Here is a 24,578-nt window from a genome sequence, read left to right on the forward strand (position 1 = left end):
AAACCAATTATACTGTTTTTTGTCTTCGAGGGCCTAAAATTGCCGTTCCGATTCTGATAATCGTGGCGCCTTCCTGCACTGCCACAGGGAAATCTGCACTGGTACCCATTGAAAGTTCATCCCAACACACTTGTGGGAAGATTTTTCTCAGAGAATCCTGAATCTTTCGTAATTTCACAAAATATGGGCGGCTTTCCTCCATTTTTTCGAAAAGCGGTGGCATGGTCATTAATCCTTTGATGGATAAATTTGGTAAAGAAACGACTTTCTCAATCGCTCCGAGCATAGAGGTAAAAGTTTGATCATCCCAAGCCGGAAGCCCAAACTTACTCTCTTCCCCGCTAACATTCAATTCAAGCATCGCCGGTAAAACCCTGTTGGCTCCCTGAGCAAAACGATTGAGTTTTTCAGCAATTTCGACGCGATCAATGGTCTCCATGACCGAAAAATGCTCCACGACGATGCGCGCCTTACGACTTTGCAGATGTCCGATCATATGCCACTCTATACCGGGTTGACTCTGCAAAGCGAGGATTTTTGGCAGGGCTTCTTCCGGATAATTCTCTCCGAACAAAGTTATCCCCGCCTCAATGGACGCTTTTACCACCTCCAGAGGCTGAGTTTTCGTCACCACAAGGATACGAATGGCTTTGGGATCACGCCCAACCTCAAACGCCGATTGAGCCACCTGCTCTTCTACACGAAGATATCTTTCACGAATATGCCGTACCAGGGTTTCCATGGTTTATCTCAATCCAATCATCGCGGCAAAACGTCCGGTTTTTCCCATTTCGGCTCGATGAGAATACCAATCCCGCGTATGTTCAGCGGTACAGATTTCCACGGTTTGAATATGATCCGCCAAAACACCGGCCTGAGTCAAAATGATTTGATTGGCACGCCAGAGGTCAAGAGAAATAACACCGTTTTCCTGTAAAAGCACTTCACTGGAGTCATTTCCAAAGGCTTCTCTTACCGCATGAGTCACCTCACTGCCCACTGCATAATGTTCTGGACAAATAGAAGGTCCAATCACCGCCAGTAAATCTTCAGGTTTTGTGCCAAAAGCCTGCTTCATGGAAAGGACACTTTCACGCGCCACTTTAGCAACTGTACCTTTCCAGCCTGCGTGCGCAATCCCTACTGCATGATGACCAGGATCAAAAAGAAGAATAGGGACACAGTCCGCAAACATCATCAACAACACAACTTCGGGGTTGTCTGTGATAATCGCATCTGCCTGCTGGTGAGGCTCTCCCAAAGAACGCGGTTGACGAGTATAGACAACACGATTGCTGTGAACCTGCCATACATCAAAAATCCCCCGAGGTTCGGGAGTAAGAGCGCGTAAAGCGCGAGCCCGATTTTCCAGAACGTTTTCACGCGAATCCCCAACACTGGTTGCCATGTTGAGACTTGCCCATGGACTGGGGCTTACTCCACCGTGACGCGTAAAAAATCCATGAAAAATCGGCTCAGTATCCAAAAGATCTGCTTTGAGGAATCGCACCTCACCCGAAGAGACGTACCTCATCTCGGCTCTCCAGATTCCGGGGCAGGATTCTGAGATGCCCTTTCAATTTTTCGAGTAATCAGGTTGTAGGTATCTTCCATGGTTTGCTCAATCAACGGATACAAATACCAGACAGTCATTAACCCGAACAATGCCCCAGTCACGGTTCTAAGAAACGGGGTACTTTCTCTCAAAGGTAACCATGCCGGCATATTGGGCACCAGACCAAACAACTGTGAAGTACCATCTATACCGATAGGAAAAAGCCCCAGGATGACCCATAAATACCAGGGGATTCCCTTAATCCGTCTTCCCCTCAAGGCAAACACCACACCAAATCCCAGCATGGCAAGATAAATGGCAACATCTCTCTGACAAAGGGCTACCTTGTAGCCCACCACCGGGTTTCCGTTAAAATTACGAGCCTCAAACAAATTCTCGATACCAATGGCTTGCTCATAAGTTATAACCCCCGAGATACCGGACAATTCTCGAGGGTAATACGCCTGTTGACCAAACAAAAACCATGAACGAAATGGTAACTGATGACAGGTAAAGGAATAAAAACGGTAGATCAAGGAAGCAGGACGTTCATACCCATTTTTCATTAAGACAGGGGCAAGGAAAGGCAAGCCCACATAGAGAAAGATAAGAAGATTGAAAACATGAATGTAATTCTTGCTAAGCCAGAGGGAAAAATAATCCGCTTGTGTGACTGTTCTGCCACGTTGCACTTTATCTTCCCACTCTTGCTGACCTATCTTATGCATCTGGACTTGCCGATCCCGAGCGGCTCCAACAGCAACCCGAATTTGCACCTCATTAATAGGATCGGTAAGACGGTAGGGCCCAACCTGAATGACCGGAACCCGCCCTCCAATCGAATGAAGTAAAGCGGGATCTTTTTGACTGATATCAATTCTGGTAATCTGAAAGTCCAGTTCAGACTTCAGTTTTTCCAGCAAGGCATCCACTGCCTGACATTCCGGGGAGTCGGGAACGTAGTAGAAGGTAAGTGAAATCACGGAGTAATCTCCACAGCCCTTAAGTAATTCTCCAGCATCCTGGGTGTCAGGACCCCAATTCGCTGTGCGCGCAACACACCATCCTTATCAATGAAAAACGTTGTAGGATAAGCCTGTACGTAATATTTATCTGAGGCTTTTCCCGCAGGATCGAGAAGCACTTGAAAAGTAATCTGGTTTGCCTCCACGAAGTTTTGAACTGTTGCAACGTCTTCCATGTAATTAATACCGATGAAAACCACTTCATCGCCTAATTGCTTATGGTAAGCCTCAAACACAGGCATTTCTTCATTGCAGGGCGGGCACCAGGTTGCCCAAAAATTCAACACTACAGGCTTTCCACGGAAATCGCTCAAGCGATGTACCTTACCATTCAAATCCACCAGTTCAAAATCCGCCATCGGCTTGCCAGTTGCAGGTGGAGAAATCTTTTCAGCACTGCTTTTGGATGGTGTTGAAATAAACACAGCCATTCCAAGAATCAACCCGATGGCTAAACCCGCAGCCAGAAACAAAAAATTTTTCCACTTCATTCTACTTATAATCCCAAGTCCACAAAAGTTCCAAAACGAGAAAGCAAATTGAACACTCCAAAGAACAACATACCACCAACAATAATCAGAATCACACCCATTCCCACTTCAACATAATGCATGACCTTTCCATACCGCCGCAGGATTTTTGTTACCCACCCAATTCCCAAAGCCGCAATCAGGAAAGGTATCGCCAAGCCAGCGGAATAAGCCGAAAGGAGGGACACACCCTGGGCTATGGAGCCGCCACTCAACGCCAGGGTCAAAATCGCTCCCAGCACAGGCCCAACACAGGGAGACCACCCAGCGGAGAAAAATACACCCATCAACGCCGAAGAAAGGTAACTTCTGGACAAATCCTCAGAGGAGCGCGGGCGCAGGTCGTACTCCAGGAAAGGGATACGTAATAACCCCGTCATGTGCAAACCAAAAATCATGACCAGGATACCGCCGATTTTTGCAATCCAGGTACGCAAGTCGTAAAGTAAACCACCTAAAGCAGAAACTGCTACACCGAGGGTGATAAAAACCACACTGAAACCCAACACAAATGCCAGTCCATGGGAAAAAGTGACCCAACGGTCAGCAACTGAATTGCTTTGGGCAGTTGCCACCGCACGGCCACTGAGATATCCAACATAGACAGGCACAAGTGAAAAGACACATGGTGAAAGGAAAGAAGCCAAACCAGCCAGAAATGCTAAACCTACCGTTACTTCCATTCTCACCTCTATTATTCTACAACTTCGACCACTGTACCAACGGGCGGCCAGTTTTTAGAGACGTCCAATTCCCCAGGGATTAGAGGAACCACCGGATTGGTCCATCGAAAGATAAATTTTGCGTCTTCTGGACTCACATTAATACAGCCATGCGAGCGTGGAATACCGAATTCATTATGCCAGTACGTAGAATGGACCGCCACACCCTCACCTGTGATGAAACACGTCCAGGGCACAGCTGTATAATCTCCGGTTGTCTCGCCACTCATGTGAAGAGACATCAATTTCCGATATATCGGATGGGGGCCCAACGGGGTTGACCATTTATCAACCGGATTGCCCTGGGCATCAAATTTAGCCCCGGTGGATACCCGGCAAAAGTGGACCTCGCGATTCCCTTCATAACAGGAAAGCGTCTGGCGTGTGACGTTGACGATAATCTTTTTATTCTCCACTTCAGGAGAAATGGGGGCTACATCTTCTTCCGTAATCGGGCGGAAGGCTTCTGCATCCGCCCAAAAAATATCTCCGTAAGTGCCGTACTTCTGATTGACACGGTAAAGCGTTTTTCCCGATGCGCTCACACGAACATCATCAATCCAGACTACCTGACTGTAATAAAGCCGAGGGTAAAGGGCATTTTTCAGCGAGGGTGTGCGAATTGGGGGGTTGGCGATAATCAAATCCACATAGGGAACAGTAACCTCTGCCCACATTCCTCGTTCTCCATTCACTTCCGGCAACTGGGTGAGGGGGGTATTTGGCAAATAATACACCGGTTGCAACCGTGGAGCATAAATAAAGCCATCAGGGGTCTCCACCCAGCGACGACTTCCATACCCCGGAGAAGCCCCAATCACTTCTCTCAACCAAACCACCACTGCATCATCAAAAATGACCTTGGTGATATCGGCATTCGCATCGGGTTTCGCCCGGATATTCACTTTTCCGAGGCAAACCCGCCCCATTTTTTGTCCAACGGTCCACTCTGTCGAATTCTGCAAATTTCTCTGCAATGGAGTCAGCGCCAATGCTCCAGCCGCGAGCAGGCTCATCTGTAAAAAATCCCGTCGAGAGATGTTGTTGCGCTTTGTCATGATACACACTCTTAAGAGACAAAAATTAGATGCATGTTACCCGGAAAAAATTACATCCCCAATGGGATACTCCATTAAGATGCGCTTAACCTGCTCAATTTCGGGTCCCCACCAGGCATCCCCAGGCTGGTATGGAACCTCGGCACGAATCAGGTCGTAAAAATGTTTCGTCCCTACGCCCATTTGTGCCTGCGGATACTGCCGCAAGCGCAAATCCAGGGCTCTTGCCGCTGTGTAACACTCAATTGCCAGAACGTGAGCAGTGTTTTCTAAAACTTTTCTGGCATGGCGTGCGGCCGTCATGGAGTTTGCATTGTGATCTTCCTGCTCACCAGAAGTGGGTAAAGAATGCACCGAGTCCGGAGTAGACAAAGTCTGATTCTCCAGTACCAGAGAAGCGGCTGTGTACTGGGGCATCATTAGACCGGAATTCAAACCAGCAGCCTCCACAGAATCCACCAGCATAGGAGGCAAACCGCCATTGAGTTTTCCATCCGTCAAACGAAAGATACGACGTTCAGAGATTGCTGCCACTTCGCTCATGGCAATCGCTAGATAATCCATCGCCATACCAATGGGTTCGCCATGGAAATTGCCCCCCGAAAGCACATCGCCATCCTCAAATAATAAGGGATTATCCGTGGCGGCATTGATTTCACGGGAAATAATCTCCCGGACAAATTCGAGAGTGTCCCAGGCAGCGCCTACTACCTGAGGAGCGCATCGCAGAGAGTAAGCATCCTGAACACGTCCAGCCAGATCAATAAGCGAACTGCCTCTAATCAAATTTAAGACCTCTTTTGCAACCCTGACCTGCCCCGGGTGACCCCGCACCTGGTGAATACGAGGGTCAAAAGCAGAACGGCATCCCAACAGGGCTTCCAGGCTCATGGCTAAAGCAGCATGAGAAAGATGCAGTAATTTTTCTGCGTCGCATACGGCTAAGGCTGCCACTGCCGCGCTGAAAGTTGCACCGTTATTCAGGGCAAGTCCCTCTTTAGGTCCCAGCCTGATGCGAGGGAGTCTGGCAAGTTCCATGGCTTTTTTTCCAGACATGACTTCTCCGGCGAATTCTGCCCAACCGGACATCTTCTCTTCGTCTTTCTCATCCGTCGTAAAAACTAATGCCATACTGGAAAGAGGAAGCAAATCTCCGCTTGAACCCAGAGAACCCTGAGAAGGAACTAATGGGGTAACCCCACGGTTTAGCATTTCCAGAAGCGTCTCAACAATTTCCAAACGAACGCCAGAATAGCCTTTCGCCAGGGTATTTGCGCGGATAAGCATAGCCGCCCTGACCACCTCTCTGGGAAAAGGTTCTCCCGTTCCCACTGCATGGCTGATGATTAGATTGCGACTCAGGGTTGCCGAGTCTTTGCGAGGAATACGGCGATCGGCAAAAATTCCAAAGCCGGTGTTAATCCCATAGACCGCTCGATCGGTAGCCACAATTTCATTCAGGCGACGATGTGCGTCCTGAATGCGGGATTCGGCTTCAGGGTCTAAAGCAACCGGCTCGTTAAAACGCGCCACCTGTTCAACCTCTTTCAGGCTTAGATGGTTCCCATCTATGTATATCGTCATCAGAGAGAATATCCTTTCTCAAAAAAGGAAATAGCCAAGAAAGACGCTTACCAGCGGAACAGTCAGGTTATCAATATCTTGAAAAGGCAAACTCTCTACCACCGTCGCTGCAATCCCTATACCAACCACTTTGAGAAAGGTATCCCACCATTCAAATTGGAACACCCCGAGAAGACGAAAAACAGACAACACCAATATACTGAAGAACACTCCGCCCACAAAAACCGATAGAGACCCCCAAACCGTCTTTCGAGGGGACCAGGCAAGCGACGAGGAAGGAAAGCGCTTTCCAATAATATCTGCCAAGCCATCTCCCCCACTCAAAATCATCAAAGCGACCACACCTATGGGTGAGTCTTTCCAAAATATCAAGGTTAACAGGACAAAGACAACGCCATAATACAAAGGACCGCGAAGGATTTCTCGACGATCTCCAGTTCTGGACATGGCAGAAACGGCTTGGGGATCACGAATCCACCCTGTTCCTACAAGGAAAAACTGCAAAGTAATCAGTAAGGGAACAAGAGCCGCCAACCATTTGGAAAGCGGGGTATTTGGAAAAAAAAGCCAACACAGAACGAAAATAGGACCGGTGCCCAAATGGATAATTTTACGGCTCAAGGAAGAACTCACCCATCCACGGTACGCCAGATAATCATTCACCCGTAACCACAAGAGGGCAATGCCAAAGGTCAATCCCAAAGCCATCCATTCATTCATGGTAACCCGTTATTTCACCAACCCTCTTTTTCCCGCTCACGATGTTCCCGGCGCGCTTCGCGTTCGGCTTCCCGTTCTGCAATTGCCGCCCGTTTATCGTATAGTTTCTTCCCTTTTGCAATTGCAATTTCTACTTTGGCTTTTCCTTCCTTCAAATAAATTGAGACAGGAACAACTGTTACCCCTTTGGCACGAACCGCATTCCACAATTCTAAAATTTCACGCTTGTGGAGTAACAAGCGTCGAGGACGACGGGGGTCATGGTTAAAACGACTGGCTGGATTGTATGGAGCGATATGAGCATTCACCAGCCAGGCTTCCCGCCCATCCACTTGAACAAAGGCTTCTGCCAGGCTTACCTGTCCAGCACGCACAGATTTAATTTCACTGCCCTGCAGAGCAATGCCAGCCTCATAACGCTCCAGCAAAAAATACTCAAACTGGGCTTTGCGGTTGGTAGCGACTACTTTGACGTTTTTCACAGCCATGCTGTGATTTTAACATAGAACAACAGGGGGCTCAAAGCCTCCCCTGAGATTCGTTATTGATATAATCATCCTCATGAACAACATGTATGCTTCATTGCGCCGATTCTTTTTACTTGATCCGGATGTGACCTTCCTCAACCACGGTTCCTTTGGTGCTACCCCTCATCCTGTCTTTGAAAAATATCAGGAATGGCAACGCCTGTTAGAGAAAGAACCTGTAGAGTTTCTGGGCAGAAGAGCCTCGGAGTTTCTTGCTCAGGCACGTCAGAGCATTGCCCCAGAGTTGGGGTGTAAGCCCGATGATTTTACTTTTGTTACCAATGCCACAACGGGAATGAATGTGGTGATTCACAGTCTTCCATTGACATCCGATGATGAAGTGCTGACCACCAACCACGAATACGGGGCGGTGGATAAAACATGGCAGTTCTACTCCAGACAAAAAGGATTTAAAATCGTCCGGGCACGTTTTTCCCTCCCAATAGACTCTCAGGAAAAATGGCTTGAGGAACTCTGGCGTCACGTGACGCCAAAAACCCGGGTGATTTCTCTCAGTCATATTACCTCGCCGACAGCCTTAATCTTTCCCGTAGAAAAGGTTACTGAGCGGGCAAAACAGGAAGGCATTCTCACCATCATTGACGGGGCGCATGCTCCAGGACAAATTCCACTCAACCTGGAGAAGTTGGACCCCGATTTTTATACCGGTAATTTCCATAAGTGGGTTTGCGCCCCAAAAGGGGCTGGCTTTCTGTATGTGCGCTCTGAATACCATTCCATGATTCAACCACTTGTGGTCAGTTGGGGGTACGACAATCCATCCTCCCAACGTTCCACCTTCTTAGACTATACAGAATGGTGGGGAACACGGGATATTTCCGCTTTTCTGAGCGTGCCAGAAGCTTACCACTTCCTGAAAGTCCACCATTGGGATGAAGTCAGACAGCAATGCCATCAACTGCTTAAAGATACCTGTAAAGAGTTACAAACCTATCTCGGGGCTGAACCGGTTGCAACCGATCCTGATATTTGGAATGCGCAGATGCTTTCCCTGAAGATTCCCAACCTTCATCCCAAGGATATACCTGAAGTAAGTCGGAAATTATGGGAAACGTATCGTATTGAAGTCCCGCTGATTGAATGGGAAGGCTCTTCCCTTATCCGGATTTCCCTGCAAGCATATAACCGCTGGGAGGACATCAAAAAATTGGAAAACGCTCTGCAGAATCTTCTGAGTTCTTCCTCTATGCAAGGAGAATAAACGATGGATATTGCATTAGCATTAGGCGGTGGCGGTGTGAAGGGAATAGCCCACATTGGGGTTCTTCAAGCCTTGGAACAGGCTGGGTTTCGCATCCGAGCCATTGCAGGAACCAGTATTGGAGGACTGGTGGGAGGAGTTTATGCTGCGGGGAACTCCCCATTAAAAATCCTCCAAACGGTTCAACAGTTAGATATGAATCTGGTCTACAAACGACGTGCAGAAGATGGACCGGCTCTGCTCGGTCATGCGGGAATGGTAGAAGTGCTCAACACTCTGCTCCACAACCGTCGTTTTGAGGATTTAGAAATTCCATTTGCCTGTACGGCAGTGGATATCCACAGCCATCGGGAAGTATATTTGACCAAGGGAGATGTTATCCAAGCCATCCTGGCAACCACCGCTTTTCCCGGAGTTCTACCTCCCCAGGAACATAAAGAGATGCTGCTGGTAGATGGAGGAGTCCTGGATCCGGTACCTGTGTTACTGGCGCGAAAACTGGCTCCCAATCTTCCTGTGCTGGCAGTGGTACTCCAACCGCCACCTGAAGATTGGGATAAAATCCCCGAAGGTGACCTAATCACAACCACACCCTTACCCATCCCATCCCCCTTGATTCAGGGATTTATTCGCATGCGGATTGGACAGGCTGCGCGAATCTTCATTGAAGCCATGGATATCAATTCAAGGATGCTCACCGAACTACGGTTACACGTGGATAAACCGGATTTTGTTCTGCGCCCGAATGTGTTTCGCTTCGGAATTTTCGAACCCGCAGATCCCCTGGTGCTCTTCAACGCCGGTAAAGAGATTGTTGAACAGAAACTCGGGCAAATCAGGGATTCTTTTTCCTGGAAAGGAAAACTATTGAGATTCCTGAAAGCGGACTCCTCTTCCACCGTCCTTAAGATTTTGAAATCTGAGTGACCATGAGAAACCGGGATTTAAGAGAGTATGCACGACAAACAACGACCCGCCTTATTCTGGGAGGTCTAATTCTCCTGTTTGTGGTTGGCACAGCGCTTATCTACTGGAGGTATGGAGCGGGAGGAGCGCTTTCGGGTTTACTTTGCATGACGATAGCCCTGTTCCCAATCGGTCTCATCCTGATCATTCTTGCCCTTTTAGAATGGCTGACAAAACGGATTGACCATGACTAATTGGACCGTTCAAACAAGCCCTCTTTATGCCGTGATTCAAATGCCCGATGAAGAACCTGCCCAACAAATCATCCTCTTTCTCCACGGATGGACAGGGGATGAGAATTCGATGCAGATTTTTTCACAGGTTGCACCACCATCTTCAGTGAAGATTTTCCTGAGAGGGTACCTGCCTGCGCCAACAGGATTTGGGTGGGCACCTCCCCGCCAGGGCGTATGGATAGACATGGATAAATTTAAACCATCCTCAGGACTGATTCTGCAAACACTTGAACATATTCGCAAAAAGTTTCCTGAAATGGTGCAGAAACCGATAGTGCCAATAGGTTTCAGTCAGGGCGGGGCTATGGCTCTGGCTCTACTTTACTACTATCCCGAGGAAATTTTCCAAGCCGCCGTGTTATCCGGGTTTCTTCCAAAGATTTCGATTCTTGATGTTTCCTTCACCGACAAATCCATATTTCTCAGCCATGGAACAAAAGATGAAATTATCCCGGTGGAAATGGCAAGAGAAAGTGTAAAGATATTAACACAAGCAGGTGCCCGGGTGCACTACTGCGAATCGTCAACCGGACATAAAACCTCTGCGGAATGCCTCAAGCGACTAAGGGCGTTTCTTGAAGAAAATCTGCACTCACCTTGAACGGACAAATGAGATCAAGCCGAAAAACACCCCCAATGCCGCACACCCGAGAATAATCAATCCCATAGGGATTCCGGCTGGGGCAATGCTTCCCTGAGATTGAAAAGTTGGAACGTTTAGAGGTGGTGGGGGGGTATAAGTAGGTAAACGCGTAGGGGCTACTGTCACAATGAACTTTGCTGCCAGGGTTGGATCAATGGTATTGGTCACCTGAGGTGTAGGGGTAGGCGGAATTTCCACCACAGGCAGTTCTCTGGGAGGATCAATACGCACATAATTGGCAAATACCCACGCTTGTCCACCCTGAACGCCAGGATATTCTACGAGAATCCAGGCACCGCCGGGGGATTTTCCCTTGGCGGGAACTTTCTGACCTACCAGAAGAACCCCTACTTTATCGTAGAACATGCCAGGTCCAGAACGCAGATTAATCTGCGTCTCGGAGCCAGGTACGACAATCGCCATGGGTCCGCTGGGTGTACTGGTCACCGTAGGAATGGCTACAGTTGGCAATTGAGCCACATCATTTGCCAGAGCAGATTGTGGAATTGATAAAAGGAAAAGCAACAAAATAAACAGTAAAAGAGAGAAAGTCACAAATGCTTTTTGGCGATTCATTCTTTTTTCCTCTTAAATCCTGATACCCCGTTTATTCAATCGTGCGCCAATGCCAGCCGTCTTTTTGGATAAATTCATCCACCATAGGAGGTCCCCATGTTCCGGCTTCGTAAATCGGGAGGTTTCTGATGGGGTATTCCTTCCAGGCTTTCAGAATGTCCGAAGTAAACCTCCAGGCTGCCAGCACTTCATCACTGCGAGTGAACAGAGTTGCGTCACCCATCAAGCAGTCTAAAATCAGACGCTCGTAAGCCTCTGGAGGCTCAGTGCCAAAAGCCTCTTGATAACTGAAATTCATCTTCACTGGTGCAATCATCATACGAGGTTTGGGAGCCTTCGCGCCGAATGTCAACGTAATTCCTTCATTTGGCTGGAGGCTGAGAATCAACATGTTCGGGGCATCTTCGGTCATCGATTGCCAGTTGAATAAGCGCAACGGGGGCTGCTTGAACTGTATAGCAATCTCGGTTACCCGTGCGGGAAGACGCTTTCCCGAACGCACATAAAAGGGAACCCCTGCCCAGCGCCAGTTATCAATGAAAATTCGGGCAGCAAGGAAAGTTTCCGTCAGCGAATCCGGCGGCACCCCTTTTTCATCTTTGTAACCTGGAACCCGCTGTCCGTCCACCACACCTGCAACATACTGAGCACGTACAGTATTTAAAATGGCATCTCTTCCACGCATGGGACGCAAGGCTTCCAGAACCTTGAGTTTCTCATCGCGCACCGCATCGGCATTAAAGGCAACCGGCGCCTCCATTGCAGTAAGCCCAATCAGTTGCAAGAGATGATTCTGGAACATGTCGCGGATGACCCCAGCGGAGTCATAATACCCTGCCCGACTGCCCACTCCCACCGTTTCCGCCACGGTAATCTGGACATTATCTACGTAGTTGCGATTCCAGAGTGGTTCGAAAATCCCGTTGGCAAAGCGAAACACCAGAATATTTTGAACCGTTTCTTTGCCTAAATAGTGGTCAATACGAAAAACCTGATCTTCAGAAAAGACTCGATGAACCACCTCTTCCAATTCAAGCGCCGATTCGAGATCGCGACCGTAGGGTTTTTCAATCACCAGGCGTGTCCAGGCTCCCTGACATTGTGCCATATGATATTTGCCAATTCGTTCTAAAATGGCAAGATAAGCATCTGGTGGAGTGGCAAGGTAATGAAGCACATTACATGCGCCTAGTTCATGCACAACCGAATAAAGTTTCTGATATCCCTCATCTTCGTCAAAAGACGAGCGAATGTAACGTGCATTTTCAAGAAGTCGATGAATCACTTCATCATCCACAGGACGGGTACGGGCAAACTGATGAATCGCCTCCCGCATGGATTGCTTCATGAAATCATCGGTCCAGTCTCTGCGGGCAAAGCCAATCAGGTAAAATGGTGCCTGGAAGCGATTTTCTCGAAACAATTCATACAGAGCGGGGAGCAGTTTACGATGAGCCAGATCCCCGGTAATCCCAAAGATGACGAACGCAACTGGTTCGGTACTGATAAAGGCTTCGGATGACGTCATAGGCTTTCCTCAAATTTGTACCTGAATTTTACCTCTAATCTGTAACTGTACCAACAATGCTTCAAGTATAATTAGATGCATGGACACATACCCTGGTTCCATCACTGACGTGCCCGGCATCCTTGTAGGACACGCTCAAAACGCAGAAGCCTTAACCGGTTGTAGCGTTGTGATTTGTGAACAAGGGGCGACCGGGGGAGTTGACCAGCGGGGAGGCGCTCCCGGCACACGGGAAACCGATGCCCTTCGTCCAATGCATCTGGTTGAAAAAATTCATGCTGTAGTTCTCTCCGGAGGCTCAGCCTTTGGGTTGAGTGCTGCCTCAGGAGCAATGCGCTGGCTGGCAGAAAAAGGAATTGGCTTTCCAACCGGCGTTGTACCTGTGCCAATTGTTGCCAGTGCAATTCTGTTTGATTTGGGGATTGGTGATCCAACAATTTATCCTGATGAAGCCATGGGGTACCATGCCTGTCAGCAAGCAGTATCTGCACCGCCCACACAGGGAAACGCAGGAGCAGGAACCGGCGCTACAGCAGGGAAGATTCTGGGCATGTCTCAAGCCATGAAATCAGGCATCGGTACAGCAAGCATGTACCTGAGTGGGGGAATAGTTATCGGCGCACTGGTGGCAGTCAATCCCTTGGGAGATGTGATTGACCCTGAAAGTGGAAAAATCCTTTGCGGGGCTCGAACGCTGAAAAAGGGTCCGGTGCAAATCGGGAAATCGTCTGTGTTTGCAGATACCCTGGCAGTGATGAATTCTCTAGCCGGGAGGTCTATTCTCCATTTTGCCGCCCGGCAAAATACGGTGATCGGTGTAGTGGCGACTAATGCCAAATTATCCAAAGAACAAGCCAATTATGTAGCCATGATGGCACAGGATGGCTTAGCCATGAGCATTCGTCCCGCCCATACCCTTCTGGATGGCGATACTCTTTTCGTCATGGCAACCGGGGAAAAGCGAGCCGATCCCAATATTATTGGGGCTTATTCAGCACAGGTAGTTGCCAGAGCGATCGTTAATGCGGTATTATATGCTCAGCCAGTGGGCGGTATTCCCTGTGCTGGTGATTATCTTTCAAAATCATAATTTTTTTATCTCATCATTCAGAGGCAGGAAAGGAAGAACTCATGATCAAAATTGTCGCCGATACCACCTCATGCCTGACGCTCGAAGAAGTGCAAAAACGAGGCATTTACTACGTCCCACAAATCATCGTTATCGGCGAAGAAACCTACCGGGACGATACAGAGATGAATGCCATCGAATTTCTACAACGACAACGCACCAGTCCAATTCTGCCTAAAACCGCTGCCCCTCCGCCTGCGCTTTATACCCCTATCTTTCAGGAGATCACCGAACAGGGAAACAGCGCGCTTGTTCTGGCACCCTCTACACAGGTCAGCGGTACCTACCGGGGAGCTTCCGTTGCGGCACAGGATTTTCCTAATACCGACATCCGAATCATAGATACCCAGTTAATTGCTGGGGGATTAGGACAACTGGTTCTGGCAGCCCAAGAATGGACTGAGCGAGGGCTGAGCATGGACGAGATTCTGCAACGAGTAGAAGCCATGCGCAAACGGCATCGTGTTTACTTCGTAGTGGATACACTGGATTATCTCTACAAGGGCGGACGCATTGGCACAGCCAAGCATCTGATTGGCAGTTTATTGCAGATGAAACCCATCCTTACCCTTCAAGATGGTCATGTAGCCTCTTTTGAGTCACAGCGCACCCAAAAACGGGCTATCGCGAGGCTCAAAGAGATTGTTCTGTCCGAATGCCCACCAGGCCCGCAATCCCGTCTGAATATCATGCACGGCGACGCACTTGAACTGGCTCAATCGCTCGCCCAGGAACTTGGGCCTGCCCTGAATATCCCTGTGGAGCAGATTCCCATTTATGACCTGACACCGGCAATCCTGGTTCACAGTGGGCCGGGCGTAATTGCCATTTCTTATTTCACAAATTAATCCAATTTTCCTTCATGAATGAAGGCCTCAAGGGTATACATAGACTACCTCCCTTGAGGTCTTTTTATGCTGTAAAATAAATACAGGGGGTTCCCTACTGCTACTTCACAAAATTCTGCCAAAGGAGGAAGATATGCAATACGTCCATTTAGGAAGAAGCGGACTACTGGTATCTCGTCTCTGCCTGGGAACGATGAATTTTGGGCCTCTCACCAGTGAAGAGGAAAGTTTCCAGATCATGGACCGTGCCTTAGATCTCGGCATTAACTTTTTTGATACTGCCAATGTGTACGGCTGGAAGTTGGGCGAGGGTGTAACCGAAAATATCATCGGGAAATGGTTTGCCCAGGGTGGGGGGCGCAGGGAGAAAGTGGTCATTGCTACCAAAGTTTTTGGGAAAATGGGAGAGTGGCCCAACGAATCTAAACTTTCTGCGCTTCATATTCGCAAAGCCTGCGAAGATAGTTTACGCCGCCTCCGAACCGATCACATCGATTTGTATCAAATGCATCATATCGACCCGGAAACGCCCTGGGAAGAAATCTGGCAAGCCATGGAGGTTCTCGTTCAGCAAGGAAAGGTCATTTACGTAGGCTCGAGTAATTTTGGCGGCTGGCACATTGCCAACGCGATGGAAACTGCCAAACAACGACACTTCATGGGACTGGTCAGCGAACAGAGCCTCTATAATCTTGCCGCACGCACCATTGAACTGGAAGTAATCCCTGCCAGCCGGCATTACGGAATCGGGATTATTCCGTGGAGCCCATTAGCGGGTGGACTTTTGGGAGGCGTTCTTCAGAAAATCAATGAGGGACGCAGAGCCTCGGAAGGCGTTCAAAAGCAACTGGAAAAACACCGCGCTCAGGTAGAGCAGTACGAAGCCTTCTGCAGGGAAATCGGTGAAAGCCCTGCCGATGTTGCCCTTGCCTGGTTACTTCACAATCCTGCGGTGACTGCTCCCATCATTGGTCCACGCACGATTGAGCAGTTAGAAGGCAGTTTACGGGCTCTGGAGATTCATCTTACAGAGGAAATGCTCAAGCGGCTGGATGAAATCTGGCCCGGCCCTGGCGGTGAAGCCCCTTGGGCATATGCCTGGTAAAGCATGATTGAAGTCCTGATCCCGGTTTGGGACCGGGATCAGTCTTTTATAATAAAAGCATGATCCTTTTTCAAGATGAATGGATTCTGGTGATTTCCAAGCCTGCAGGGTTGCTCAGCATCAGGGATGGGTACAACCCCAACCTTCCAACAATCCAGGGTGTACTGGAACCCAAATTGGGAAAATTGTGGATGATTCATCGGTTGGATAAAGATACCAGCGGTATCATGGTACTGGCACGAACATCCGAAGCGCATAAAAATCTGGATCGTCAATTTGCCGAACGCAAAGTGAGGAAAATCTATTATGCGATTTGTGTTGGAGTGCCTGAATGGGATGAAATACTCATTCAATCCCCCTTACGCGTGAATGGAGACCGCAAACATCGAACTGTTGTGGATTTTGAACATGGGAAACCAGCCGAGACGCACGTTCGAGTCATAAGCAGATATGGCTTTTACACGTGGGTAGAGGTCCACCCTCACAGCGGATACACTCATCAAATTCGTGCGCATCTATCCTCCATAGGCTATCCCTTGCTTGGAGACTCTCTGTACCGCATCCCGCCAAATTGTGCCGTAATTCCCCCAAAGGCAGAAAACCTTCCTGCCTTTCCAAGGGTTGCCCTGCATGCTTACGCACTCACCTTCTCTCATCCAAATTCAGGGGAAGAAATCACATTTACAGCGCCTTTACCCGAAGATTTTAGCAGTCTTCTTTAAAGAAAAACCGGAGCATCCGAAATAAGACGCCCCGGTTCTCCCTCTTTGCCTTTGACGTTTATTCCTGCATCAATTTTGCCGGGCGCTTGCTTTGTCCAATTGCCCATACAATGCCAGCGATGAAAATCACCGCAATTATCCAGCGAATCACACTGTTCTCAGCCTGAACGATAAGCGGGGCGGCAATCAGGCTTACCAGATTGACCACTTTAATCATTGGATTGAGAGCAGGGCCTGCTGTATCTTTGAGAGGATCACCTACGGTATCCCCTACAACTCCGGCTTTGTGGCGTTCGGAGCCTTTTCCGGTGTTCTTTTCCAGATCACGGGGCTCGTCTTCAATGCCTTTCTTGGCATTATCCCACGCTCCACCCGCGTTAGCCATATAAACAGCCAGCAATTGACCGCTGAGAATGACACCCGCCAGGAAACCGCCCAGGGCTTCAACTTTCAAAATCAACCCGACAACCAGAGGCATCAAGACGGAGATGGTTGCCAGAGGAATCAGTTCTTTTTGAGCCGAAACTGTAGAAATGCCCACCACTCGAGCGTAGTCAGGCTTTACAGTTCCCTCCATAATTCCGGGAACACGGAACTGGTTGCGCACTTCTTCCACCACCTGTCCAGCGGCACGAGACACCGCTCGAATGGACAGAGAACTGAACAACCACGGCAAAGCACCACCCAGCAAGAAACCAATGAACACTGCCGTATCTGAGACGCGGATGGCTTGCAGAGGCTCTACCCCGAGATTAACTTGAACTCGGGAGACATCGGTGATGAAAGAGAAGAACAACGAAACGGCCGCAATCACTGCCGAGGCAATGGCAATGCCTTTGGTAATGGCTTTGGTGGTGTTTCCCACAGCATCCAGGTCTGCCATAATCTGGCGGGCTTTGCGAGTTGCCTCATCATCCAGGTCGTGCCAAGCCATTTCACCAATGCCGTTGGCATTATCAGAAATGGGGCCATAGGAATCCATGGCAACGTTGTTGCCAGTATGGCTCAGCATACCAATGCCTACCATGGAGATGGCATACAGAACATACAAAGCGCCATTTGCCCCATAGATGAGGAGGGAGAGTACAAAGGACACCACAATCACCAAAAGCGCCCAAACGCTGGACTCCATCCCCACTGCCAAGCCACTCAAAATGGTGGTAGCGGGACCAAAGCGGGTGGATTTAATGATTTCCTGTACCGGCTCTTTCCGTGTAGCCGTGAAGTAAGAAGTAAGCGGGTTAAACGCCACTGCCAAGCCCACACCCAGGGTCGTTAATGCTCCCAAGCGCCAATCATGTGCATACGCCAGGGCTAGCACAAAAGCCCAGACAATGGTGTTGACACTCGAAACCTCATAGGAGCGGAACATGGCTTCTTCAGCGTCATGGGCACGCAAGAACTTAATCGGGAATTTTTCCCAGATGGGCACGGTGAAAGTTCCAATAATGGAACTGATTACCCCAATAGCACGAATGATCAGAGGATAAACAATCCATTTGAGTTCGCCGGTTTCCGCCAGCAAAGCCAAGCCAAGGATCAGGGCAGAAACAATGGTGACCTCGTAACTCTCGAAAATATCGGCTGCCATTCCTGCGCAATCGCCCACGTTATCCCCTACCAGGTCAGCCACCACAGCGGCATTGCGGGGATCGTCCTCCGGAATATCCTTTTCTACCTTACCCACGAGGTCAGCACCCACATCAGCTGCCTTGGTGTAAATACCACCTCCCACGCGCATGAATAACGCCAGAAGGGTACCACCAAAACCAAAGCCAAGTAAGGCATCGGGAGCGGCTTTCCCAAAAATGATAAAGATAACCGTCCCGCCAAACAAACCAAGCCCATCGGTTAACATTCCGGTAATGGTACCGGCATAATAAGCGATAGAGAGCGCCTCATTGAAACTTCTACGAGCGGCAGAGGCAGCACGCACACTTGCCTGGATAGCCATGCGCATGCCCAACTGACCCACGATTAACGAGAAACTTGCCCCCATAATGAAAGCAATAGTGCGTCCAATCGCCACAATGATCTGAGTGTTCTGAGGGAACTCCTCAAGAGCCTCCTTGCTAGGCGGAACCACATACACACTCAGGAACAGGGCTACCGTCAGCAACAGGATTGCCGGGAGAATTCGCTGGAGCTGTTGTTGTAAGTAAGACTCGGCCCCAATGCGGATGGTCTCCCAAACGTCCTGCATTTTTTGAGAGCCCTTGTCCTTATTCAGGACATTGCCACGAAGCAACCATGCATACAACAGGCTCAAGAAAGCCGTAATGACGACGCCCAACACAGCCACCTGCTCAAAAGCAGAAAGCCCATGTCGGGTGCCCATCCCAAAGATATCCATATTACCTCCTGATGTGACTGAACTTATTCAATTATGGGTTCAAATTGTAAAAAGGGGGCAAAAATCTCGTTCATTTTACTCCAATCTTCAAAAAATGGGCAAATAAGATTAGCGGAAGATTAGAATTTTGAAAGCCTATTGACTTTGCCTTTCCATTTGTTGTATAAAATTATGCGGCTTTTCACGGGCTGGCAAAGCCCTTTTCAGATGAGCGGAACGTGGCTTCCGCTCGTCGCCTGCATGGGAATTGAATTTAGGAGAGTCCAGGATATGATGATCCGCGCTACTGCTCTGACCAAAGACTATGGAACCCGCAGAGCCATTGAGAATCTTACCTTTAATGCTCGCAAGGGTGAGATTTTGGGCTTCCTTGGACCAAATGGTGCAGGGAAAACAACCACCATGCGCATTCTTACTGGCTTTATGCCACCTTCTTCTGGAAGCGTAGAAATTGGCGGTTACGATGTGATAGAGAACTCTCTGGAAGTGCGCCGAATCGTGGGATATCTCCCTGAAACTGTTCCGCTGTATTCCGACATGACTGTCCACGAATATCTGGAATACATGGGAAGTTTGAGAAAAGTACCCCGTCTGGAACAAAGAATTAATGAAACGATCGAAAAGGTCGAACTCTCTGACCGCGCTTCCAGTTACGTAGGTGCTCTATCCAAAGGAATGCGTCAGCGTCTTGGGCTGGCACAAGCCTTAATTCATCAGCCGGAAGTCTTGATTCTGGATGAGCCGACCATCGGATTGGATCCCGGGCAGGTTGTGAACTTCCGTAAATTGATTCGGGAGATTGGGAAGGATAAAACTGTTCTGCTCTCCACCCACATCTTACCGGAAGCCCAACAGATATGTGACCGGGTGTTAATCATTAACAATGGTCATATTGTGGCTGAGGATACCCCGGAACAACTACAAGCCAGGCTGACCGGTTCACAACGGGTACTGGTTCAAATTCGTGGAGACTCCAAAGACGTATTGCCGATTGTGGAAAACATTCCAGGCGTCATCCGAGCCCAGGTGCGCAATCAGGATAGCATTGAATTTGAATCTCTACCTGGAAAGGATGTGCGCCCCGAGGTTGCCAGAACGCTGATTCAAAGGGGATTTGATTTGCTCCAAATGCAGAATATCAACCTGAGTTTGGAAGAAATTTTCCTTAAGTTAACGCGGGAAGAGCCCGCAGAGATCACCGACAGTCAGGCATAGAAAAGCGGAGTAAGGGAAATGCGCAATATTTGGATCATTGCCCGAAAAGAGTTCAAGCAGTTTTTCGTCAGTCCGGTGGCTTATGCAATTGCCCTTGCCATCTTCCTGATCATGGGGGTGTTGTTCTACGCCACGGTCCTCTCAGCCGCTTACCAGCAATACGCGCCAAGTGTGCAGGTCATTTTGGGACCTCTGGCAACAATTTTCCTGTTCACTACCCCCGCAATTACTATGCGCACTCTTCCCGAAGAACAACGCACCGGCACACTGGAATTATTGCTTACCGCTCCCGTCCGCGATTGGGAATTGGTGATCGGGAAATGGCTGGGCGCCATGGGGTTTATCCTCACCATCCTGCTGGTAACGTGGGTGTATCCTATCATTCTCAATCGTCTGGTGGACCCTGGAATCGATCAGGGCATTCTGGTTAGCGGATACCTTGGATTAGTCTTAATGGTTGCGGCTTTCTCTGCCATTGGTGTCGCAGTGGGTTCGCTGTTCAGCAATCAAATCGCCGCTTTCTTTACCACTCTGGGAGTTTTACTGGTTCTGTGGATGATTGGATATCCATCAATGGCTGGCGGTTCCCTGGGTCCTTCGCTGTTGGCGTATCTGGATATCAGTGAGCATTTTTATCCCACGTTTTATCGGGGAATTATTGATTTGAAGGATATTGTGTACTTTATCAGCGTCATTGCACTGGCACTTTTCCTTGGCTCAATCTCGGTTGAATCCCGGAGGTGGAGATAATGAAGGCTTCGCTGCGCAAATATGCCCCGGCTGGATTGATTCTTGCCTTGCTGGCAAGTTTAAGCGCTATTGGGTTTGCCATTGTCCAGCGCTCGTTTACTTTACCGGTACAAATCAGTATATCGCTGGCAGTGATTGGCGTAGCGCTTTTTGTTTTGCTCGATCCGCAAAAAACCAGAGAGATTCTCACCGGACGACAAGCCCGATACAGCAGTAACGCCCTGGTACTGGCACTGGCATTCACCGGCATTTTGATTGCCCTGAATTACCTGGTATATACACGAGCACCACGCTGGGACTTAACCGAAGATCAACAACACACACTGGCGAAGGAAACCCTGGAAACTCTCAAGTCCCTCCAGGAACCGGTGGTGGCCGAAGCATACTACAGCAGTCGATTCCCATCCACCACTGCGCAGGACTTACTGGAAAGTTATAAATACAACGCAAACGGCAAATTCTCTTATGAGTTTATTGACCCTGAGAAAGATCCTGTGCGGGCTCGCTCAGCAAACGTCACCAGGGATGGGACAATTGTCCTGAAGCAGGGTAACCGCTCGGAACAGGTTACCTATGCCAGTGAAACAGATCTCACCAGCGCACTGGTACGCCTGGCTAACCCGGGAAAGCGCGCCGTTTATTTTCTCATTGGACATGGGGAATACAGTCCGGATGACTCTGGAGACCGCTCTTATTCGGAAATCAAGAACCTCTTAAGTGCCAAGAACTACACGGTGAATACCCTGAACCTTTTAGCCACGCGAAACGTTCCGGAAGATGCTTTAGCGCTGATTATTGCCGGCCCGGATAAACCTGTTTCTACCGAAGAAATCTCTTTGATTCAGGCATACCTTGACCGGGGCGGTTCATTAATCTACCTGGCAGAACCAACCATCGTCACCCATTTTGGAGAGGCTGAAGATCCTCTGGCAACGTATCTTGAGAAACAGTGGGGCATTCGTCTGGGGCAGGATATGGTCATTGATCTGAACTACAATCCACCCAGCGTAGCCGTTTCTGCCAAATATGCGCAACATCCCATTACCGAGCGCATGTACAACCTGGCAGTGGTTATGCCTTCTGCACGAAGTGTCTCCCCGGTACAAATTGAGGGAAACGATGTCCAATCGTATGTATTGACTGAAACTGCACAGAATTCCTGGGCAGAAAAGGATTTCAACTCCCTCCGAAATAATCAAGCCGCTTTCAATCCGGAGCAGGATGTTGCCGGCCCTGTTGGTTTAACCATTGCCGCAACCAATTCCAAAACGAATGCTCGGGTTGTGGTCATTGGGGATTCGGATTTTGCCAGCAACCGGAATTACGCGCAGTATGGCAATGGAGATTTCCTCATTAACGCCATTGACTGGGCAGCCAAACAAGAGAATTTGATTAACTTGACACCCAAGAAGACTACTCAGCGAATCTTAATTCTGCGCAATAATATTACGCTTGGGGTGATTCTGCTAACTACTGTTTTCCTCATTCCCGGACTTACCCTGGTTGCTGGTATTCTGGTCTGGATTCAACGACGTCGTCGAGGTTAACCACTATGATTCGCCGTTCCACATGGGTTGTCTTTGGTATCTTCGTTCTGGTGGCGGTTTTGGTATTTTTCCTCACCAAAACGCCCAATGCCCCTTTTTCAGGATCTCAAACTCCAGAGCCGACTGCTGTCCCTCGCATGATTGAAGGATGGACCTCGGAAGAAATCACCAAAGCCACACTCATTCGCGCGATTGGCGGGACTACAGAGTTAATCAGACAAGGTGATGGGCAATGGCTCAATCAGGGAGTAGGAAACGTATCTGCTGGCAAAGTGGAACAATTGCTTTCAGAGTTACTTGCCACCCGAATTCTGACCGAATTGCCAGCAGATTACTCCCTGGAAAGCCTGTACCTGGCAAACCCCGGACAGACAATCATCCTTGAAGCGGAAACCGGCAAGAAACTGGAAATTCGGGTGGGTGGATTAACTCCTACAGGGAATGGGTATTACGTAAAAGTGCAGGATCATGCTCCTATTGTAGTAAGCCGATACGCCATTGAAGCCGTCTTTCAGGGGTTTGATGCCGCTTTGCCCGATACGCCCACCCCTCCTGGAATTACGCCAGTTGTCCCGTAGGGAAAAAGAAACCTGTCTTTACGGGTATTGAAATTAATGAAAAAAACATGTATGCTGAATTAATGGCTTATGTTAAAAATTCCATCTCTGAAAGAGGTGTATGACTGTGACAATGGATGATGCATTACTTAACGTAGTAGATGAAGATGAAGAATACCCTGTCATTGCCCGGCTCATTGACCTGGGACGGCAAAAATCATACGTCACCATAGACGATATTTTGCATTTCTTCCCGGAAGCCGAGCAAGATGTCGAGCAATTGGAAGAGGCTTTTGCGGCGTTAATGAGCGCTGGGATTCCTTACTTAGAGGATGAAATTGTTGAGGAACCAGCCGAAGAAGAACTGGAAGCCCATGAAGAAGGGGCTGTCGAAGAAGAGGGAGAAGAAAAGTCGCTTGCCCTGGATGATTTAGCCAATATCGATACGGACGATACGATTGGCCTGTATCTTAAAGAGGTGAGCCGTGTCCCATTGCTCACTGCTGAGGAAGAGGTTGAACTGGCTCAGCGAATAGAGCGGGGAAGAATGGCACGCGAAGAATTAGCGCGTGGGAATGTCAGCCCAAAACGACGGCAGGAATTGCGGCGTCTTATCGAAGACGGTTGGGCAGCCCGTGAGCATTTAATTACGGCAAACTCACGTCTGGTAATCAGCGTAGCCAAAAAATACATGGGGAGAGGCGTGCCCTTCCTGGATTTAATTCAGGAAGGCAATATTGGGTTGATCCGCGCCACCAAGAAATTCGACTACCGCCGCGGGCATAAGTTCAGCACTTACGCCACCTGGTGGATTCGTCAGGCCGTTACGCGCGCAATTGCCGATCAGGGTCGCACAATCCGCGTGCCTGTACACATGGGAGACCAAATTAATAAGTTGCTTCGGGTGCAACATCAACTCACCCAGAGACTAGGACGAGAACCCTCTGTGGAAGAGCTTGCCGAAGCCCTGGATGTTCCGCCCCGCAAGGTCGAGAACATGATTCAGGTGGCGCGTCGTCCCCTTTCTCTAGAGACACCTACAGATGACGAAGAGGACTCGGTGCTTGGCGATTTCATCGAGGATGAAGAAGCCCCCCCGCCAGACGATACTGCTACCTACAACCTGCTTCGCCAGCACCTGGAAGAAGTGTTAAATACTCTCCCTCCCAGAGAGGTTCGCATCCTGCAATTGCGTTATGGGCTTCTGGATGGTCAAGCCTATACGCTGGAGGAAGTCGGGCGCAAAATGGGTGTAACACGGGAACGTGTGCGCCAAATAGAGGCTCAAGCCCTGAGCCGACTCCGCCACCCGTCAATTCGACGCAAACTCCGTGATTACCTTGGTGACTAGTCTGCCTGCTCAGGATGTGCTGTGTCCCCACGCCGCTATCTTTCTAGGCGTGGGGAATTTTTTACCGCATAACTTGCACAATCCACAGGTTTATTGCATACTTAAGTCT

24 protein-coding genes are annotated in these 24,578 nt (G+C 49.1%); 12 read left to right on the forward strand and 12 right to left on the reverse strand.

The window, feature by feature from the left end:
- Window positions 1-7: 7 nt before the first annotated feature.
- The 9 genes from ANT_RS09250 to smpB are packed head-to-tail and all read right to left on the reverse strand — an operon-like array spanning window position 8 to window position 7,682.
- Complete coding sequence (locus tag ANT_RS09250; protein ID WP_013560248.1) at window positions 8-742, reverse strand: YggS family pyridoxal phosphate-dependent enzyme; 735 nt, start codon at window positions 740-742, stop codon at window positions 8-10.
- Window positions 743-745: 3 nt separating this feature from the next.
- Window positions 746-1,534 carry a peptidoglycan editing factor PgeF gene (gene pgeF / locus ANT_RS09255; protein ID WP_013560249.1) on the reverse strand — a complete coding sequence of 263 codons (789 nt, stop codon included), beginning with the start codon at window positions 1,532-1,534 and terminating at the stop codon, window positions 746-748.
- Window positions 1,531-2,538 (reverse strand): DUF2085 domain-containing protein, encoded by a 1,008-nt coding sequence (locus ANT_RS09260; protein ID WP_013560250.1) that lies wholly within the window; start codon window positions 2,536-2,538, stop codon window positions 1,531-1,533. Before ANT_RS09260 ends, pgeF begins: the two co-directional genes overlap by 4 nt.
- On the reverse strand, window positions 2,535-3,071 hold the full coding sequence (locus ANT_RS09265; protein ID WP_013560251.1) for a TlpA family protein disulfide reductase: 537 nt from the start codon (window positions 3,069-3,071) through the stop codon (window positions 2,535-2,537). Before ANT_RS09265 ends, ANT_RS09260 begins: the two co-directional genes overlap by 4 nt.
- 5 nt (window positions 3,072-3,076) lie before the next feature.
- Complete coding sequence (locus tag ANT_RS09270; RefSeq protein WP_013560252.1) at window positions 3,077-3,793, reverse strand: cytochrome c biogenesis CcdA family protein; 717 nt, start codon at window positions 3,791-3,793, stop codon at window positions 3,077-3,079.
- An 11-nt stretch (window positions 3,794-3,804) separates the two neighbouring features.
- Window positions 3,805-4,890 carry a L,D-transpeptidase gene (locus tag ANT_RS09275; protein WP_013560253.1) on the reverse strand — a complete coding sequence of 362 codons (1,086 nt, stop codon included), beginning with the start codon at window positions 4,888-4,890 and terminating at the stop codon, window positions 3,805-3,807.
- Window positions 4,891-4,926: 36 nt separating this feature from the next.
- The gene (gene hutH / locus ANT_RS09280; RefSeq protein WP_013560254.1) at window positions 4,927-6,474 is read right to left on the reverse strand and encodes a histidine ammonia-lyase; all 1,548 of its coding nucleotides are present in this window, start codon (window positions 6,472-6,474) and stop codon (window positions 4,927-4,929) included.
- A gap of 18 nt (window positions 6,475-6,492) precedes the next feature.
- Window positions 6,493-7,194 (reverse strand): diacylglycerol/polyprenol kinase family protein, encoded by a 702-nt coding sequence (locus tag ANT_RS09285; RefSeq protein ID WP_013560255.1) that lies wholly within the window; start codon window positions 7,192-7,194, stop codon window positions 6,493-6,495.
- Window positions 7,195-7,208: 14 nt separating this feature from the next.
- Window positions 7,209-7,682 carry an SsrA-binding protein SmpB gene (smpB, locus tag ANT_RS09290; RefSeq protein ID WP_013560256.1) on the reverse strand — a complete coding sequence of 158 codons (474 nt, stop codon included), beginning with the start codon at window positions 7,680-7,682 and terminating at the stop codon, window positions 7,209-7,211.
- Between the two features lie 73 nt (window positions 7,683-7,755).
- Here smpB and ANT_RS09295 point away from each other — a divergent pair, with 73 nt between their 5' ends.
- The 3 genes from ANT_RS09295 to ANT_RS09310 all read left to right on the forward strand — a co-directional run bounded on the left by ANT_RS09295 (window position 7,756) and on the right by ANT_RS09310 (window position 10,746).
- A complete protein-coding gene (locus tag ANT_RS09295; RefSeq protein ID WP_013560257.1) occupies window positions 7,756-8,943 on the forward strand; it encodes an aminotransferase class V-fold PLP-dependent enzyme in 1,188 nt (395 codons plus the stop codon).
- Window positions 8,944-8,946: 3 nt separating this feature from the next.
- Window positions 8,947-9,870 carry a patatin-like phospholipase family protein gene (locus ANT_RS16370; RefSeq protein WP_013560258.1) on the forward strand — a complete coding sequence of 308 codons (924 nt, stop codon included), beginning with the start codon at window positions 8,947-8,949 and terminating at the stop codon, window positions 9,868-9,870.
- Between the two features lie 225 nt (window positions 9,871-10,095).
- Window positions 10,096-10,746 carry an alpha/beta hydrolase gene (locus ANT_RS09310; RefSeq protein ID WP_041454881.1) on the forward strand — a complete coding sequence of 217 codons (651 nt, stop codon included), beginning with the start codon at window positions 10,096-10,098 and terminating at the stop codon, window positions 10,744-10,746.
- Here ANT_RS09310 and ANT_RS09315 read toward each other — a convergent pair.
- Both ANT_RS09315 and zwf read right to left on the reverse strand, forming a co-directional pair.
- Window positions 10,738-11,364 (reverse strand): SH3 domain-containing protein, encoded by a 627-nt coding sequence (locus ANT_RS09315; protein WP_013560261.1) that lies wholly within the window; start codon window positions 11,362-11,364, stop codon window positions 10,738-10,740. The two genes, ANT_RS09310 and ANT_RS09315, sit on opposite strands and share 9 nt — an antisense overlap.
- Before the next feature lie 31 nt (window positions 11,365-11,395).
- Entirely contained in the window at window positions 11,396-12,892 is a 1,497-nt protein-coding gene (gene zwf, locus ANT_RS09320) for a glucose-6-phosphate dehydrogenase (RefSeq protein ID WP_013560262.1), read from the reverse strand.
- Window positions 12,893-12,971: 79 nt separating this feature from the next.
- On the opposite strand from zwf, the gene ANT_RS09325 reads away from it, so the two are divergent.
- From ANT_RS09325 to ANT_RS09340, 4 genes are all read left to right on the forward strand, one after another.
- A complete protein-coding gene (locus ANT_RS09325; protein ID WP_013560263.1) occupies window positions 12,972-13,982 on the forward strand; it encodes a P1 family peptidase in 1,011 nt (336 codons plus the stop codon).
- 41 nt (window positions 13,983-14,023) lie between these two features.
- Window positions 14,024-14,869: a DegV family protein gene (locus ANT_RS09330; protein ID WP_013560264.1), complete on the forward strand. Its 846-nt coding sequence runs from the start codon at window positions 14,024-14,026 to the stop codon at window positions 14,867-14,869.
- 133 nt (window positions 14,870-15,002) lie between these two features.
- Window positions 15,003-15,974, forward strand: a complete 972-nt coding sequence (locus tag ANT_RS09335; RefSeq protein ID WP_013560265.1) for an aldo/keto reductase — start codon at window positions 15,003-15,005, stop codon at window positions 15,972-15,974.
- 59 nt (window positions 15,975-16,033) lie between these two features.
- Window positions 16,034-16,696 carry an RluA family pseudouridine synthase gene (locus ANT_RS09340; protein ID WP_049784870.1) on the forward strand — a complete coding sequence of 221 codons (663 nt, stop codon included), beginning with the start codon at window positions 16,034-16,036 and terminating at the stop codon, window positions 16,694-16,696.
- 58 nt (window positions 16,697-16,754) lie between these two features.
- Here ANT_RS09340 and ANT_RS09345 read toward each other — a convergent pair whose 3' ends face one another.
- The gene (locus ANT_RS09345) at window positions 16,755-19,049 is read right to left on the reverse strand and encodes a sodium-translocating pyrophosphatase (protein ID WP_013560267.1); all 2,295 of its coding nucleotides are present in this window, start codon (window positions 19,047-19,049) and stop codon (window positions 16,755-16,757) included.
- Between the two features lie 270 nt (window positions 19,050-19,319).
- On the opposite strand from ANT_RS09345, the gene ANT_RS09350 reads away from it, so the two are divergent.
- From ANT_RS09350 to ANT_RS09370, 5 genes are all read left to right on the forward strand, one after another.
- Window positions 19,320-20,264, forward strand: coding sequence for an ABC transporter ATP-binding protein (locus ANT_RS09350; protein ID WP_013560268.1), 945 nt, complete (start codon window positions 19,320-19,322; stop codon window positions 20,262-20,264).
- An 18-nt stretch (window positions 20,265-20,282) separates the two neighbouring features.
- Window positions 20,283-21,014, forward strand: a complete 732-nt coding sequence (locus ANT_RS09355; protein ID WP_013560269.1) for an ABC transporter permease — start codon at window positions 20,283-20,285, stop codon at window positions 21,012-21,014.
- The gene (locus tag ANT_RS09360) at window positions 21,014-22,561 is read left to right on the forward strand and encodes a GldG family protein (RefSeq protein WP_013560270.1); all 1,548 of its coding nucleotides are present in this window, start codon (window positions 21,014-21,016) and stop codon (window positions 22,559-22,561) included. The genes ANT_RS09355 and ANT_RS09360 overlap by 1 nt, the downstream gene beginning before the upstream one ends.
- A gap of 5 nt (window positions 22,562-22,566) precedes the next feature.
- Window positions 22,567-23,139, forward strand: a complete 573-nt coding sequence (locus ANT_RS09365) for a DUF4340 domain-containing protein (protein WP_013560271.1) — start codon at window positions 22,567-22,569, stop codon at window positions 23,137-23,139.
- Window positions 23,140-23,239: 100 nt separating this feature from the next.
- On the forward strand, window positions 23,240-24,469 hold the full coding sequence (locus ANT_RS09370; RefSeq protein ID WP_013560272.1) for a sigma-70 family RNA polymerase sigma factor: 1,230 nt from the start codon (window positions 23,240-23,242) through the stop codon (window positions 24,467-24,469).
- Window positions 24,470-24,578: the final 109 nt, after the last annotated feature.

The organism is Anaerolinea thermophila UNI-1 (assembly GCF_000199675.1).
Lineage (GTDB): Bacteria > Chloroflexota > Anaerolineae > Anaerolineales > Anaerolineaceae > Anaerolinea > Anaerolinea thermophila.

Coding starts and splice junctions, on each gene's coding strand:
- ANT_RS09270 (WP_013560252.1), bottom strand. CDS start 3,793: ATGGAAGTAACGGTAGGTTTAGCATTTCTGGCTGGTTTGGCTTCTTTC.
- ANT_RS09345 (WP_013560267.1), bottom strand. CDS start 19,049: ATGGATATCTTTGGGATGGGCACCCGACATGGGCTTTCTGCTTTTGAG.
- ANT_RS09315 (WP_013560261.1), bottom strand. CDS start 11,364: ATGAATCGCCAAAAAGCATTTGTGACTTTCTCTCTTTTACTGTTTATT.
- ANT_RS09310 (WP_041454881.1), top strand. CDS start 10,096: ATGACTAATTGGACCGTTCAAACAAGCCCTCTTTATGCCGTGATTCAA.
- ANT_RS09335 (WP_013560265.1), top strand. CDS start 15,003: ATGCAATACGTCCATTTAGGAAGAAGCGGACTACTGGTATCTCGTCTC.
- ANT_RS09370 (WP_013560272.1), top strand. CDS start 23,240: ATGACTGTGACAATGGATGATGCATTACTTAACGTAGTAGATGAAGAT.
- ANT_RS16370 (WP_013560258.1), top strand. CDS start 8,947: ATGGATATTGCATTAGCATTAGGCGGTGGCGGTGTGAAGGGAATAGCC.
- ANT_RS09295 (WP_013560257.1), top strand. CDS start 7,756: ATGAACAACATGTATGCTTCATTGCGCCGATTCTTTTTACTTGATCCG.
- ANT_RS09360 (WP_013560270.1), top strand. CDS start 21,014: ATGAAGGCTTCGCTGCGCAAATATGCCCCGGCTGGATTGATTCTTGCC.
- ANT_RS09350 (WP_013560268.1), top strand. CDS start 19,320: ATGATGATCCGCGCTACTGCTCTGACCAAAGACTATGGAACCCGCAGA.
- zwf (WP_013560262.1), bottom strand. CDS start 12,892: ATGACGTCATCCGAAGCCTTTATCAGTACCGAACCAGTTGCGTTCGTC.
- smpB (WP_013560256.1), bottom strand. CDS start 7,682: ATGGCTGTGAAAAACGTCAAAGTAGTCGCTACCAACCGCAAAGCCCAG.
- pgeF (WP_013560249.1), bottom strand. CDS start 1,534: ATGAGGTACGTCTCTTCGGGTGAGGTGCGATTCCTCAAAGCAGATCTT.
- ANT_RS09340 (WP_049784870.1), top strand. CDS start 16,034: ATGATCCTTTTTCAAGATGAATGGATTCTGGTGATTTCCAAGCCTGCA.
- ANT_RS09355 (WP_013560269.1), top strand. CDS start 20,283: ATGCGCAATATTTGGATCATTGCCCGAAAAGAGTTCAAGCAGTTTTTC.
- ANT_RS09365 (WP_013560271.1), top strand. CDS start 22,567: ATGATTCGCCGTTCCACATGGGTTGTCTTTGGTATCTTCGTTCTGGTG.
- ANT_RS09285 (WP_013560255.1), bottom strand. CDS start 7,194: ATGAATGAATGGATGGCTTTGGGATTGACCTTTGGCATTGCCCTCTTG.
- ANT_RS09250 (WP_013560248.1), bottom strand. CDS start 742: ATGGAAACCCTGGTACGGCATATTCGTGAAAGATATCTTCGTGTAGAA.
- ANT_RS09325 (WP_013560263.1), top strand. CDS start 12,972: ATGGACACATACCCTGGTTCCATCACTGACGTGCCCGGCATCCTTGTA.
- ANT_RS09265 (WP_013560251.1), bottom strand. CDS start 3,071: ATGAAGTGGAAAAATTTTTTGTTTCTGGCTGCGGGTTTAGCCATCGGG.
- ANT_RS09275 (WP_013560253.1), bottom strand. CDS start 4,890: ATGACAAAGCGCAACAACATCTCTCGACGGGATTTTTTACAGATGAGC.
- hutH (WP_013560254.1), bottom strand. CDS start 6,474: ATGACGATATACATAGATGGGAACCATCTAAGCCTGAAAGAGGTTGAA.
- ANT_RS09330 (WP_013560264.1), top strand. CDS start 14,024: ATGATCAAAATTGTCGCCGATACCACCTCATGCCTGACGCTCGAAGAA.